General features: G+C 70.1%; 11 protein-coding genes. 6 read left to right on the plus strand and 5 right to left on the minus strand.

What is annotated here, in order from left to right:
• Nucleotides 1-37: 37 nt before the first annotated feature.
• Nucleotides 38-1,624 carry a methylmalonyl-CoA mutase gene (locus OHA58_RS36735; protein ID WP_405484010.1) on the minus strand — a complete coding sequence of 529 codons (1,587 nt, stop codon included), beginning with the start codon at nt 1,622-1,624 and terminating at the stop codon, nt 38-40.
• A 121-nt stretch (nt 1,625-1,745) separates the two neighbouring features.
• On the opposite strand from OHA58_RS36735, the gene OHA58_RS36740 reads away from it, so the two are divergent.
• The 3 genes from OHA58_RS36740 to OHA58_RS36750 all read left to right on the plus strand — a co-directional run bounded on the left by OHA58_RS36740 (nt 1,746) and on the right by OHA58_RS36750 (nt 4,309).
• Nucleotides 1,746-2,432 carry a TetR/AcrR family transcriptional regulator gene (locus OHA58_RS36740; RefSeq protein ID WP_405484011.1) on the plus strand — a complete coding sequence of 229 codons (687 nt, stop codon included), beginning with the start codon at nt 1,746-1,748 and terminating at the stop codon, nt 2,430-2,432.
• A gap of 89 nt (nt 2,433-2,521) precedes the next feature.
• On the plus strand, nt 2,522-3,790 hold the full coding sequence (locus OHA58_RS36745) for an alpha/beta hydrolase family protein (protein WP_405484012.1): 1,269 nt from the start codon (nt 2,522-2,524) through the stop codon (nt 3,788-3,790).
• Nucleotides 3,791-3,952: 162 nt separating this feature from the next.
• Nucleotides 3,953-4,309: a hypothetical protein gene (locus OHA58_RS36750; RefSeq protein ID WP_405484013.1), complete on the plus strand. Its 357-nt coding sequence runs from the start codon at nt 3,953-3,955 to the stop codon at nt 4,307-4,309.
• 191 nt (nt 4,310-4,500) lie between these two features.
• Here the strand turns inward: OHA58_RS36750 and OHA58_RS36755 are convergent, their stop codons facing one another.
• The 3 genes from OHA58_RS36755 to OHA58_RS36765 all read right to left on the minus strand — a co-directional run bounded on the left by OHA58_RS36755 (nt 4,501) and on the right by OHA58_RS36765 (nt 8,836).
• Nucleotides 4,501-6,294: a glycoside hydrolase family 3 protein gene (locus OHA58_RS36755; RefSeq protein ID WP_405484014.1), complete on the minus strand. Its 1,794-nt coding sequence runs from the start codon at nt 6,292-6,294 to the stop codon at nt 4,501-4,503.
• An 88-nt stretch (nt 6,295-6,382) separates the two neighbouring features.
• Entirely contained in the window at nt 6,383-7,648 is a 1,266-nt protein-coding gene (locus OHA58_RS36760; RefSeq protein WP_405484015.1) for an MFS transporter, read from the minus strand.
• A 159-nt stretch (nt 7,649-7,807) separates the two neighbouring features.
• Complete coding sequence (locus OHA58_RS36765; protein ID WP_405484016.1) at nt 7,808-8,836, minus strand: LacI family DNA-binding transcriptional regulator; 1,029 nt, start codon at nt 8,834-8,836, stop codon at nt 7,808-7,810.
• Nucleotides 8,837-9,157: 321 nt separating this feature from the next.
• Here OHA58_RS36765 and OHA58_RS36770 point away from each other — a divergent pair, with 321 nt between their 5' ends.
• Nucleotides 9,158-9,973, plus strand: coding sequence for a DUF899 family protein (locus OHA58_RS36770; protein WP_405484017.1), 816 nt, complete (start codon nt 9,158-9,160; stop codon nt 9,971-9,973).
• A 100-nt stretch (nt 9,974-10,073) separates the two neighbouring features.
• Here the strand turns inward: OHA58_RS36770 and OHA58_RS36775 are convergent, their stop codons facing one another.
• Complete coding sequence (locus OHA58_RS36775) at nt 10,074-10,454, minus strand: DUF6083 domain-containing protein (protein WP_405484018.1); 381 nt, start codon at nt 10,452-10,454, stop codon at nt 10,074-10,076.
• A gap of 288 nt (nt 10,455-10,742) precedes the next feature.
• Here OHA58_RS36775 and OHA58_RS36780 point away from each other — a divergent pair, with 288 nt between their 5' ends.
• Both OHA58_RS36780 and OHA58_RS36785 read left to right on the plus strand, forming a co-directional pair.
• Nucleotides 10,743-11,480 carry a hypothetical protein gene (locus OHA58_RS36780; protein WP_405484019.1) on the plus strand — a complete coding sequence of 246 codons (738 nt, stop codon included), beginning with the start codon at nt 10,743-10,745 and terminating at the stop codon, nt 11,478-11,480.
• A 69-nt stretch (nt 11,481-11,549) separates the two neighbouring features.
• Nucleotides 11,550-13,301, plus strand: coding sequence for a serine/threonine-protein kinase (locus OHA58_RS36785; protein WP_405484020.1), 1,752 nt, complete (start codon nt 11,550-11,552; stop codon nt 13,299-13,301).
• Nucleotides 13,302-13,308: the final 7 nt, after the last annotated feature.

A 13,308-nucleotide genomic window follows, 5' to 3' on the forward strand; every position in this document is an offset into this window, starting at 1 on the left:
AATGATCGGACGGATCGGAGGGGGACAGGAAGAAGGATCAGAACGTGTCGTGGGGGACATGAACGCCCCACACGTCGCGCAGAGCGTGGGAGACCTCGCCGACCGTGGCGCGCAGGCGCAGGGCCTCGCGCATCGGGGGCAGGACGTTGTCGGTGCCGCGCGCCGCGTCGCGCAGCGCTTCGAGGGCTCGCTCGACGGCGTCGTTGTCACGATCCTTGCGCAGGGCCGCGAGGCGTTCGCACTGGTCGATCTCGATCTGGGGGTCGACCCGCAGCGGCTCGTACGGTTCTTCCTCGTCGAGGGCGTACTTGTTGACGCCGACCACGGTGCGTTCCTGGTGGTCGATCTCCAGCGCGATCCGGTACGCGGACTTCTCGATCTCGGACTTCTGGAAGCCCTGCTCGATCGCCGCCACCGCGCCGCCGCGGTCCTCGACGGCCTGGATCAGCTCGAGGGCCGCCGCCTCGACGTCGTCCGTCATCGACTCCATGACGTAGGACCCGGCGAACGGGTCGACGGTCTTGGTCACGTCGGTCTCGTAGGCGATGACCTGCTGGGTGCGCAGGGCGAGCCGCGCCGCCTTCTGCGTGGGCAGGGCGATGGCCTCGTCGTAGGAGTTGGTGTGCAGGGACTGCGTCCCGCCGAGGACCGCGCCGAGGCCCTGGAGGGCGACCCGTACGAGGTTGACCTCGGGCTGCTGCGCGGTCAGCTGCACCCCGGCGGTCTGGGTGTGGAAGCGCAGCATCTGCGACTTGGGGTTCTTGGCCTTGAACTCGTCGCGCATGATGCGGGCCCAGATGCGGCGGGCGGCGCGGAACTTGGCGATTTCCTCAAGGAGCGTGGTCCGGGCGACGAAGAAGAACGACAGACGCGGTGCGAAGTCGTCGACGTCGAGGCCGGCGGCGATCGCGGCGCGCACATACTCCTTCGCGTTGGCGAGGGTGAAGGCGATCTCCTGCGCGGGCGTGGCACCCGCCTCGGCCATGTGGTAGCCCGAGATGGAGATCGTGTTCCAGCGGGGCAGCTCCTTGTGGCAGTACGCGAAGATGTCGCTGATCAGCCGGAGGGACTGCTTCGGCGGGAAGATGTACGTGCCGCGGGCGATGTACTCCTTGAGTACGTCGTTCTGGATGGTGCCGGTCAGCTGGTCACCGGAGATGCCCTGCTCGGCCGCGACGAGTTGGTAGAGCAGGAGCAGCGTCGCGGCGGGGGCGTTGATCGTCATCGACGTGGACACCTTGTCCAGCGGCAGGCCCTGGAACAGCGTGCGCATGTCCTCGATCGAGTCGATGGCCACGCCGACCTTGCCCACCTCGCCGCGGGCGATCGACTCGTCCGAGTCGTAGCCCATCTGCGTCGGCAGGTCGAAGGCGACGCTCAGACCGCCCGTGCCTGCGCCGACCAGCTCGTGGTAGCGCTCGTTGGACTCCTTCGCCGTGCCGAAACCGGCGTACTGCCGCATCGTCCACGGCCGGCCGGTGTACATCGACGGATACACGCCACGCGTGTACGGAAACTTTCCCGGGGCGCCCAGCTTGGCGTCCGCGTCGAAATCCGTCAGCGACCAGCCGTCGTAGAGCGGCTGGATGGGCAGGCCGGACTCGCTCTGTGCCACGGAACCCACGCCGGGCCTCCTTCGGTACTCGATGTCCTATTGACGGTACTCAGTACCATCGGCTCAGGCAAGTGGCTTCCGAGCACCGATACAGGGAAGGATGGGCGGTCATGAGTGAGGATGGGTGGTCATGAGTAAGCCAGCCGCGCGGATCCGCCTCGCGGACGCCGCCTTCGCGCTCTTCGACGAGCGCGGATACGAGCAGACCACCGTCGACGAGATCGCCGAGCGGGCCGGAGTGGGACGTACGACGTTCTTCCGGCACTACCGGTCGAAGGAAGACGTGATCTTCCCCGACCATGACCGGCTGCTCGCGCTGATCAAGGACAGACTGGCCACCTCCAGCCACAGCACCGGCCTGATCGCCGTGTCCGACGCGGTCCGCCTGGTGCTGCTGCACTACATCGACGAGGGTGACCTCGCGCGGCGGCGCTACAGGCTGACCAGCAAGGTCGCGGTCCTGCGGGACCGGGAGATCGCCAGCGTGGCCAGGTACCAGCGACTGTTCCGGGAGTTCATCGCGGAGTGGATGGGTGACCCCACGGAGTCGGCGTCGCTGCGGGCCGAACTGATGGCGGCGGCCGTGGTCGCGGCCCACAACCACGTACTGCGCCGCTGGCTCCGGGGCGAGACCTCCGACCCGGTGGCCGAAATGGACGAGGCGATGAGCGAGGTGCTCGCGCTCTTCCCCGCGCCCTCCGGCACCGGTGATTCCGGCGACGGCGGCACCACCGTCGTGGCCTTCCGGACCGGACAGGACCTCGACGCGCTGCTCCCCTCACTGAGGCGACTCGTCGAGGACGGTGCGGGGCGCTGAGCGTTTGCGGGGCGTGGGGGATTTCCCCCAACTGGATGGTCTGGCCTGTCGGATGGTGACGTAGGCGGCCATCCGGCGAAGCTTGCGGCATGGACACCAACACCGACACCAACACCAACATGACGAGTCGGCGGCGAGTGCTGGCCGCGTCCGGGCTCGCCCTCGCCTGGGCGGCATCGGGCGTACCCGGCGCGAGGGCAAGGGCAGCGGACACCACGGGGCCCACCCCGCGTACGGCACGTATGAAGCTGCCCGAGCCGACCGGGCCGTACGGCGTGGGGACGGTGTCGCTGCGCCTGGTGGACCGACGGCGTGCGGATCCATGGGTGGCCGGTCGCAGGCGCGAGCTGATGGTGGATGTGCGGTACCCGGCCCGCTCCATCGCCTCGCACCCGCGCGTGCCGCAGATGACGAAGGGGGAGGCGGCCGGCTTCGACCGCGTGAACAACTTCGGCGACCTGCCGAAGGGCCGCATCGACTGGAGCACGACGCAGACCTTCGCCCACCTCCGCGCGCCGCTGGACCGGCGCGGCCCGCGGCCGGTGGTGCTGTACTCGCCGGGAGTGGGAGACCCGCGCACCCTGGGCACGACGCTGACGGACGAGCTGGCGTCGCACGGGTACGTAGTAGTGGCGATCGACCACACCTACGACGCCTCGGCCGTGGAGTTCCCCGGTGAGCGGGTGGAAGCAACTCTGCTTCCGCAGGAGTTCGAACGGGCGCAGAAAGAGGGGCCCGAAGCGGTCGTCGCCCTGATGCAGAAGACGAGCGCAGTACGGGTTGCCGATACGCGGTTCGTACTGGACGAGGTGGAGCGGGCGTTCGCCACGGGCCGCCTGGAGCGCGCGCCGATCGGCATGTTCGGGCAGTCGGCGGGCGGCTTCGCGGCGCTGCAGACGATGCATGACGACGAGCGGATCACTGCGGCAGCGAATCTGGACGGGGTGCTCGCCTACGTATCGGACGACCATGACGAGGGGCAGCTGTCCTCGGTGGCCCGCGACGGGGTGGACGGGCCATTCCTCCTCATGGGCATGGACGGCAACGACCGCACGAACGTGCCGTCCTGGCGCGCACTGTGGGAGCACAGCGACGGCTGGCACCGGGACCTGGTGCTACGCGGCGCGCAGCATGCGACGTACACCGATGCGACGTCGCTGATCCCGCAGATCGCCCGGCAGTTGGGGCTGCCGCAGGAGACGGTGACCGGCCTGGTGGGGACGGTGCCGGCCGCGCGGGCGATTGCCACGCAGCGGGCGTATGTGACGGCGTTCTTCGACCGCTGGCTTCGTGGGCGCACAGGCGGTCACTTCCTGGACGGTCCCTCGTCGAAGTATCCGGAGGTGCGGTTCGTGTAGGACGCGGGGGCGCAAGGGTTGTGGGCGTTTTGTGATGTTCGTGGCAAGCGTCTGCGCGCGAGCGTCCGACTGTGCTGCCATGGGGGAGTACCTGCGGTGGGTGGTGAACGTCCCACCGCACAAAGGGAGTTACGGGGGATTCATATGCGTAAGAGGAGCAGGATGGGTGCGGTGCTGACCGCCGCCGCACTCGCCGTCACCGTGGCAGGAGCTGTTGCGCCGTCCGCGAGCGCGGCCGGCGGATGCTGGCAGAGCGGTGGACGCTGGTGGTGCAACAACGTATCGGGGGCGCCCGTCTACGGCACGATGGGAGCGAGCACGCAGTACCCCGATCCGAGCAGGATCGTCGGCTACATGAACTCCAACCCCAGCTGGTTCTTCTGCAAGATGGACGGCCAGAACTGGGTGGGCGGACCGCACCCGACCCGCTGGGAGTTCACGGTCGCCGACAACGGAGAGTACGGCTGGATGAAGGACACCGCGATCTCCAGCGAGACGAACCCGCTGCCCAACTGCTGAACCACCACACACACCCGCCCCGGGCTCCCGCGCGCAACTGACGGCCGCACAGCGACCGTCCTGAGCGCCGGAAGCGCGGGGCGGACGTGTGTCCAGGACGAGGGTGCCGGCCACCGGATGGTGGAACGCCCTGTTCCCGGTGCCCTGTACGGCGACTTCGCGCCCTTGCCACCAGCGCCGAAGCGGGCGGATCAGCCCTCGTACCTCAGCCCGTGGCCGTACCGGTACAGCGGAGCGACAGTGCTGAACGGGACGTCCTCCGGGTGGGTTTCGACTGCGTTCATCGACGACGGCAGGTCGAAGGGGAGGTGGCCGAGTGGGGCGCGGGTGCCGAGGATCAGGTGGGCGAGGACCGCGTCGTCGGCGCCGAAGTCCCCCAGGACCGCGTGCGCGGCCCCGGCGATCTCGGGCATGACGGCGGGGCGCTCCAGGTACACGGCCACTGCGGTGGGTGCCTGGGCGGCGATCGCCCGCACGTGTGCGTTCTGCTCCGCGGTGAAGGCGAGGTCGCCGCCGTGGAAGTACGAGATGAGGCCGTCCGGGTCCTGCGAGTAGGGGGCGTGCAGCCGCAGCAGTGCGAGGTCGGCGGCGGCCGGGTCGGTGACGATCTCGGCGTGGCCGGTGAAGACCGCGGGATCGATGCCTTCCACGTAGATCTTGCTGCCGGGGGCCACGGGGAGCAGGGAGTTGTCGTTCTTGACGAGGACGGTGGAGTCGCTCTGGGCGGCGCGGCCCGCGGTGCGCAAGGGCCGGCTGCCGCAGAGCTGAGAGGCGTGGCCGGGGTCCACGTGGCGGTTCTCGAAGAGGCCGAGACGGAACTTCTCGCGCAGCAGACGGCGTGCGGAGACGTCGATGCGTTCCTCGGACACCTGGCCGCTGCGGACGAGTTCGACGATGTGCTCGGTGCAGTCGTCGCCGCCGAACTGGTCCAGGCCCGCATCGAGCGCGGCGGCCAGCCGCTGGATCGGTGTGCGGTCCTCCAGACCGTAGGCGTTGGGGCCGAAGGTGTGTCCCTGGAAGACGGTCTGGTCGATGACGTACCAGTCGGAGACGACGATGCCGTCGAAGCCGAGCTCGCCGCGCAGAATCCCTTCGACGACCGGCTTGTTGAAGGCGAAGCCGACCTCGGGCCAGTCGGTTCCGACGGGCTTGCCGTAGTAGGTCATCATCTGGGTCGCGCCGGCCCCGATCGCGGCCTGGAACGGCTTGAGATGGAGGCCCCGGCGGCCGCCGGGGTAGACCTGCTCGGGGTAGCGGGTGTCGTGGGCGTCGTCGCCCTTGAGCTGCGGGCCGCCGCCGGGGAAGTGCTTGACGACGGCGGCCACGCTGTCCGGGCCGAGGGCGTCGCCGCCGCGCAGCCCACGCAGGAAGGCTGCGGTCAGGCGGGCGACGGTCTCCGGGTCCTCACCGAACGTGCCGTAACCGCGCGACCAGCGCGGTTCTGTGAAGAGGTCGGCCATCGGGCCGAGCGCGACGCGGAATCCCATGGCGAGGTACTCGCGGCGTACGACGTCGGCGTACTCCTCGACCCGGCGTTCGGCCTCGTCCTCGGGCAGCGCGCCGAACCCGGTGTGCTCCGGCCAGCGCGAGAGGTGCTCCATGGTCTCGCCGGTCAGGGGCGAGGAGAAGGTGCCGTGGCGGGGGTCGGTGGAGACGGTGACGGGTATGCCGAGGCGGGTGTCGGCGGCCATGTCCTGGATGTGGTTGTGCCACTGGGCGATGCGGTACGGGTCTTCGCCGTTGAGGAGGTGGAGGTGGGTGATGTGCCGGTCCCGGACGACCTCCGTGGCCGTGTGCACGGCGTACTCGGGATGCGGCGCGTCGAGCGGGGTGCCGTCGTCGTTCATGGCGGTCGCCGGCTGGAAGAGCAGTCCGGCCTTCTCCTCCAGCGTCATCCTCGCCAGGAGGTCCTCGGCGCGTTCCTCGGGGGAGAGGGCGGGGTCGAGGTAGCGGGGGCTGCGCTGGGTGCTCGTGGCGGTGCTCATCGTGGTGCTCCTAGTGGGGCCCTGGGCGGGCGAAGGTCAGGTTCCGCCCGCCCAGGGAGTCTTGGTGAAGGTTCGTACGGGCAGGGCGTCAGCGGCGCTTGATCGGCGCGGCTGCCGGGACGGCGAGCAGGGCGAGTACCGCTCCGAGGACGAACAGCGGGCTGTAGCCGCCGTGGCCCAGACCCACCAGCACGGGCGCGATCGCCGGGATGAGAGAGGACGGCAGGGTGGCGGCGATGTTCATCACGCCAAGGTCCTTGGCCGCCGTCTCGCGGGAGGGCAGGACGTCGGTGGGCAGGGCGATGTCGACGGCGTAGTAGAGGGCCACGCCCAGGTAGAACACGGTCGTCGCGATCAGGAACATGGCGATGCCGTGCGTGGGCAGCAGGAGGAGCAGGCCCGCGGCGACGAGGACGGCCGACACGACGACGATCGGCTTGCGGCGCCCGATCCGGTCGGAGAGGCGGCCCGCCGGCACGGTCACCACCAGGCTGAGGAGGGTGGAGACGAGGGTCGTGATGAACACCCAGTGGGTGACGCCGTCGTCGCTCTGCCGCAGGGTGTCGGAGAGGTAGTACGCCATGTACGTGGTGATGGTGGCGGTCGCCGACCACATGAGGAATCGCGACAGCCAGGCCCACCCGAAGTCGGGGTGCTTGACCGGGTTGAAGACCAGGAACCCGGCGAACTCCCGCGCGGTCAGTGGGCTCGTCTCGCCACGTGTGATGCGCCGGTCGCGCCCGAAGAGTAGGAACGGCACGGTCAGCGCGGCACCGGTCAGGGCGGGCGCGATGAGCATCCAGAGCGCCGAGTGGTTGAACAGGTTGACCAGCCACGTGCCCGCGAGGACGGCCAGCGGGTACGACAGCGCCAACAACCCCGTGACCGTGCCCATTTGACGTTCGGGGATCTGGTCGGCGAGCGCGCCGTACGTGGGTGCGATCACCGCGTTGTAGCCGGTCTGGACGACGCACCAGCCGAGCGTGATCTGCCAGCCGGTTGAGGCCGTCGCGATGACGACGAGTCCGGCGATGCCTATGAGGATCCCGATCACCATCCAGGGGCGACGGGCACCGAACCGGGACGTCGTCCGGTCGGACAGCAGGCCGAACAGGGGGTTGGTGGTGAGCGCGAACAGGGCGCCGAGTCCGGTCGCCCAGGACAGGGTGGACACCTTGTCCACGCCGTCGAGGGACTGGATCTTCACGGCGAGGGACACCATCGCGGGCGGCATCACGCCGAGCCAGGCACCGAACAGGGCGAGCCAGTGCATGGCGATGAAGGATCTGGGTGCGTCGGCACCCGGCGCCGGGGCTGCGGCGGGGACCGTTGCCGGCGTATCCAAGGAGGGCATGGCAAAGCTCCTCGTTGAGCGGTTGACATGGGGAGGGTGCGCGGGGGGAGCGGCTCGGGGCGGAGCCGGTACGCGCGGGGGACGGGGCGATGCGGAAGGTGTGGGGCGGTACGGAAGGCGTGGGGCGGCACGGAAGGTGGGACAGGGCCGGTGGGGTGGTCAGCCCGAGAGGTGGCTCCCGCACGACTCACGGATGGAGAGGGTCGTGGGGACGGAGGCGTTGGCGGGGGCGGTGCCGTGCTCGATGGAGTCGACGAGCATCCGCACCGCGGCGCGGCCCATCCGGCGCAGTGGCTGGTGAACGGTGGTCAGAGCGGGCAGCGACGCCGAGGCGATGGGGCTGTCGTCGAAGCCGGTGACGGCCACCTCGTCGGGGACGGCACGTCCCTGCTTGTGCAAGGAGCCGAGCACCTGGAAGGCGATCTCGTCCCAGCCGCACATGACCGCGTCGGGCCCTTGCTCGAGTACGGCGTCGATCTCGGCGAGGGAGGGTTCCCAGTCCTGCGAGAGGCAGACCAGTTCGGGCCGGTACTCGAGGCCGGCCGCGCGGAGTGCGTCCAGGTAGCCCTCGAAGCGGGACTGGGCGAAGGCGGCGTCCGCGCTGCCGGTGACGAAGGCGATCCGGGTACGGCCGTGGGCGGTGAGGTGTTCGCCCATGGCGCGCATGCCTTCGCGGTTCGTCGTCTCCACGAACGGGATGCCCGGCCGGTATCCGCGGTCGTCGATCACCGCGACCGGGGTGCCGGAGCGGGCCAGGTCCCCGATGTGACGGAGCATGCCGTACGGCATCAGCAGGATGAGCCCGTCCACCGGGAGCCCCGGCAGAGTCCGCTTGGCGAACTCCTCCTCGGCCTCCGGGGTCTCGGGCAGCGGCGGCTGGATGAGCAGCCGCAGCCCATTACGGGCCGCCTCGCGGGCAATGCCGTACTGCACTTCGCCGAAGCCCCACCAGTAGTCCGGCGGCATGAGCAGACCGATGGCGCCGCGGCGGCCGGTGCGCAGGGCGCGGGCGTCGGCGCTGGGTGTGTAACCCATCGCCGCGGCCACGTCCTGCACGCGCCGGCGAGTGGCCTCGGCGACATCGCGGTGCCCGTTGAGCACCCTCGAGACCGTCGGTTTGCTCACGCCGGCGGCCTTCGCGATGTCGGCGATCGTCGGTCGCTTGCCGGGCTTCGCGCTGTTCGCCATCGTTCACCATCTCTGCGCCGCAACGAGTTCCGGAATCGATTCCGGAATCTGTTTCGGACAGTAGGCGAAGCGGGTTCCGCGGGTCAATACCTCAGGGGATGTGGTGTCGGCGGCACTTTGACGGACCCCGGCGCGGTGCGTCCTGGGGTGCGTGTGTGAACTTGCCGGCCCGACGGGGTCCGCGCAGGCTCGGCCGAGGGCGCCCCTGCCGCGATGAGTTCCGGCTGTGTCGCGAGTCTGTTCTGGTGACCGTCGTAGAACGCCTGACCGTCGTAGAACGCCCTATGGCGCTGCCCGGCAAGAGACACCACGGAGGACACCATGACGACCACGCCGAGCGACCCGGCCGCCGAGCTGCCCGGCCGCCCGCCCATCGTCGACCTGGCTACCTGGCAGGCCGCCCGTGACGAGCTGCTGGTCCGCGAGAAGGCGCACACCCGCGAGGGCGACGCCATCGCCGCGGCCCGCCGCCGGCTGCCGATGGTGGAGTTCGACGGCAAGGTCGAGGTCGTCGGACCCGACGGCCCGGTCCCGTTCCTGGACCTGTTCCAGGGCCGCGACGAGCTCGTGGTCTACAAGCACATGTGGTACGACGGCGCACCGCCCCAGGGGCAGTGCGAGGGCTGCACCACCACGGCCTGGTCCATGAAGGACGCCGTCTACCTCAACGCCCGCGGCGTCTCGTTCGCCATCCTGACGACGGGCCCGTGGGACGAGGTGGCCTCCTTCGTCGAGTTCATGGGCTACACCCAGCCCTGGTACTCGGTGCGTGACGTGGAGGGGCCTGCCGGCGGAGAGATGGGTTACGTCACCTGCTTCCTGCGCGACGGCGACCGCGTGTCTCTCACCTACTCCACGACGAGCCGTGGCAACGAGCCGGTCAACGGGTCCCTCGGCCTGCTCGACATGACGCCCTACGGCCGCCGCGAGGGGTGGGAGGACAACCCCGAGGGCTGGCCCGAGGCCGCCGAGGCCGGTTCGCCGGTGGGTGGGCATGGCGCGCCGATCTGCTGGTACTGGCGCTCGGACGCGGACGGGAACGCCACCTGGGGCCCGACCAGCCGTCCCGTGCCGCAGTGGACCCGCCCCGACGCGACGCCCGTGGAGACGCTCGGGCGTCACGGCCGGCACCACTGACGCGCCTTCGCCGACGGGGTGGGGCGACCCGCGGGGCCACCACCCCGTGGACCGCCTCATCGCTCACGCCGGGCTGGGTCGCCCCCGACCGCCAGGAAGGTCACCCCACATCGGGCAGTTGGTCGTCTCCGGGAGGCGGCGCCGGTTCCCGGCGTCGCGCCATCCGCTCGTTCTCATTCCGCAGTGTCGTCAGCCACGGCCACAGATCGGGCAGTCTCTGCCCGGCGCAGGCCAGCCGATGCTCGATCCGGCACCTCTGTGTCCCGTCCACGGGACACACGCCGTACATCGCCACCCGGCCGTCGGACAGCTCGATCCACCGATGCTCCGCCGGCACCAGATGTGCCGGCACCCGCATCCCGGGCTCCAGGAGAACCCAGTCGTGCTCGAGCGTGGCCACCCGATCCTGTGGCAGCCCGCACTGCGGACACCGGAACTGCCCGCCGCCGATCCTCGCGACCCCCCTGCCAGAACCCCTCATACTGCGAGCCTGCGGTCCGCGGCGCCCCAACACACGTACGACTTAGGACGGGACACCTGCGCCCAGTGAGGCATCACATGCCACACGAGGCGACACCCGCCACCTCAGGCCGCTCGCGCCCCAGAGGGAGAGGCCGGACAGGCGCCGTAGACAGGCAGTGTCAGAAGCACACGTTCCCCGTTGGAACCAAACGCAACCGAGATGACTCGACGTATGGGGAGGATCAGTCGGACCGGACGGCGCGTCGTCGCGATGATGCGCAGGACACGAAAACGGGGAGAGATCGTGATGTTCCGAAGCAGGTTGCTGTGCCTGACCGTGCTGGCAGGCGTGGGCGTGGGGTTGCTGGCAGGGTGTGGTGAGGAGAAGCCGCCACCCCGGGTCAAGTTCGGGGCCGCCGAGCCCGCCGGAGACAAGCTCGGTCTTCAGCCGGAGCCGGGCGCCGCGGTCGCGCTCTCGAAGTGGCCCGACGCCTGCAAGCTGGTGACCGACGCGGAGCTCCGCGCGTTCCTGCCCCAGTCGAAGAGTGTCGAGCACAAGCCGGTCAAGGTGACCATCCTCAACTTCAACCCCCTCGCCGATGCCGCCCCCGGCACCACGGGTGATGTGCCGCGCGGTGGCTGCGAGTTCGAGTTCAACCTCCCCGGGAACGGCGGCGACGACGTCACGAACAGCAACTTCACCGTCACCGTGACCGCCCTCGCCGATCCCGCCCTCGTCGGGACCAAGTACCGCGAGGACAAAGGGAAGGACGGCTCGGAGAAGGGATTCAAGGACCTGGCCGGCACCTGGGGCGCCCAGGACTGCTACTCCGTCGACGGCGTGCTCGGGGCCGAAGTGACGTGCATGCAGGGGCCGTACGAGTTCGAGCTGCGGGGCTCGAGCCACGCCGAGGGCCTCGTCCTGCAGCCCGGCTCGGATGCGAAGCCCTCCGAGAACCTCGCGGCCGCGGCGAAGAGGGAACGGCTCTGGACGGACAAGGTCCTGTCCCAGGTCGCGCGCACGGTCGGCGCCCGCATGTCGTGATCCAATTCGCCATACGGCGGCGCCACAAGGCTCTTTGACGCACTATCACATGCCATAAGGTGGGCTGCCGTGACCAACGGCATCGACGACATACTGTCCCCGCTCGACCCCATCGATCCGCGCGAGACAGCCGGCTACCGGCTCCTCGCGCGGCTCGGTGAGGGCGGCATGGGCACCGTGTACCTCTCGCACACGCGGGGCGGGCAACCCGTGGCTTTCAAGGTGAGGGGCGGGCAACCCGTGGCTTTCAAGGTGATCCGACGCGAGTACGGCCAGGACCCCGACTTCCGGCGCCGATTCGAGCAGGAGGTGCGGGCCGCCCGCCGGGTGCAGGGCTACCACCTCGTACCGGTCGTCGACCACGACACCGCGGGCGCGCTTCCCTGGATCGCCTCGGCATTCGTGCCCGGCCTCTCGCTCGCCGACGCCCTCGCCGCGTACGGGCCGCTGCCTCTGCCCGCCGTCTTCCAGCTGGTGGGTTGCACGGCCCGGGCCCTCGGCTCCATCCACGCGGCGGACGTCGTGCACCGCGACCTGAAGCCCGGCAACATCCTGCTCGGTTCGACCGGTCCCTACGTCATCGACTTCGGCATCGCGCAGGCGGCCGACGCCACCCAGCTCACCCGCAGCGGCGGGGTCATCGGCACGCCGCAGTACATGTCGCCCGAACACGCGCTGGGTGAACCGGTCACCGCGGCCACCGATCTGTTCTCGCTCGGCCTCATCGCGGCGGTCGCGGCGACCGGACGGCATCCGTACGGCGAGGGAGGCGCGACCGCCCTCGGGGTGCGCATCGCCAACACCGAGCGCACGCCCCCGGACTTGGGCAGCTACCCGGCGCCGCTGCGGACGTTGCTGGAGCGCTGTCTCACCGCCGAACCGGCGGCCCGCATCACGACGGACGAACTCGCCGACCTGTGCGAGCGGGAGGCCGGTCGGCCACTGCGCACGTTCGACGGCTGGCTGCCGGCGCCGCTCATGGAGCGCATCGCACGCCGGGAGGCGGCTGCCGCGCGGCCCCCGGCGCCCACGCCGACACCTACGGCCACGCCCACCCAGCCGGATGCCGCCGCGCACCTGGCCGGCCAGCCCACCGTGTCCGTCCCGCCGCCCCCGTCGACGCCCCCGCCCGGCCCGGCGCATGCGCCGTGGTCGACGAACACGGCCTCGCCCTCACCCACGCCCGCCAAGCGCACCCGCACCCCGCTGCTGGCCGCTGCCGGCGTCGTCGCCGTGGCCCTTGCCGTGATCGTCACGTGGGCGATCGCGAGGCCCGACGGCGGTACGGATGGCGCAAACGGCACCGGCGCGGACGGAAAGCACACCGGTACCCCAACCGCCACCTCGTCACCGTCAACCTCGTCCTCTCCCTCGCCGCAGGGCGCGTACACGCTCGTCTTCAAGGACAAGCCCCTCACCCTCCGGGCTCCGGCCTACAACACCGGCACACATGTGGATCTGGACGCGCCGAAACTGTTCCCTGACGGCGAGATCGGCCAGGACGACGGCATGGAACTCACCTACCAGGACTGGGGCGACTCCGACCTGCGCTTCCTCACCCCCATGGGCAGGAGCACCGGCACGACGCCCGAGGCATGCAGCAGCGGCGTGGACACCGACGCGCTCCCGGCCGCGATCCCAGCCGACGACCTGGACGCGGGGAAGACCCTGACCAAGGGCATGGTGTTGTGCACCGTCACCAGCGACGACAACCTGGCGATGCTCCGTATCACCGACGTCGTACCCGACACCAAGCAGGGTTTGTCCAGCGACATGCCTGACTACGTCACCACGCTGACCCTCTGGAAGAGCAACAAGTAGGGCCAAG

Origin of the sequence: Streptomyces sp. NBC_00009, assembly GCF_045040855.1 — a bacterium.
Taxonomy (GTDB): Bacteria; Actinomycetota; Actinomycetes; order Streptomycetales; family Streptomycetaceae; genus Streptomyces; species Streptomyces aureus.

Coding starts and splice junctions, on each gene's coding strand:
- OHA58_RS36740 (WP_405484011.1), top strand. CDS start 1,746: ATGAGTAAGCCAGCCGCGCGGATCCGCCTCGCGGACGCCGCCTTCGCG.
- OHA58_RS36745 (WP_405484012.1), top strand. CDS start 2,522: ATGGACACCAACACCGACACCAACACCAACATGACGAGTCGGCGGCGA.
- OHA58_RS36750 (WP_405484013.1), top strand. CDS start 3,953: ATGGGTGCGGTGCTGACCGCCGCCGCACTCGCCGTCACCGTGGCAGGA.
- OHA58_RS36755 (WP_405484014.1), bottom strand. CDS start 6,294: ATGAGCACCGCCACGAGCACCCAGCGCAGCCCCCGCTACCTCGACCCC.
- OHA58_RS36760 (WP_405484015.1), bottom strand. CDS start 7,648: ATGCCCTCCTTGGATACGCCGGCAACGGTCCCCGCCGCAGCCCCGGCG.
- OHA58_RS36765 (WP_405484016.1), bottom strand. CDS start 8,836: ATGGCGAACAGCGCGAAGCCCGGCAAGCGACCGACGATCGCCGACATC.
- OHA58_RS36770 (WP_405484017.1), top strand. CDS start 9,158: ATGACGACCACGCCGAGCGACCCGGCCGCCGAGCTGCCCGGCCGCCCG.
- OHA58_RS36775 (WP_405484018.1), bottom strand. CDS start 10,454: ATGAGGGGTTCTGGCAGGGGGGTCGCGAGGATCGGCGGCGGGCAGTTC.
- OHA58_RS36780 (WP_405484019.1), top strand. CDS start 10,743: ATGTTCCGAAGCAGGTTGCTGTGCCTGACCGTGCTGGCAGGCGTGGGC.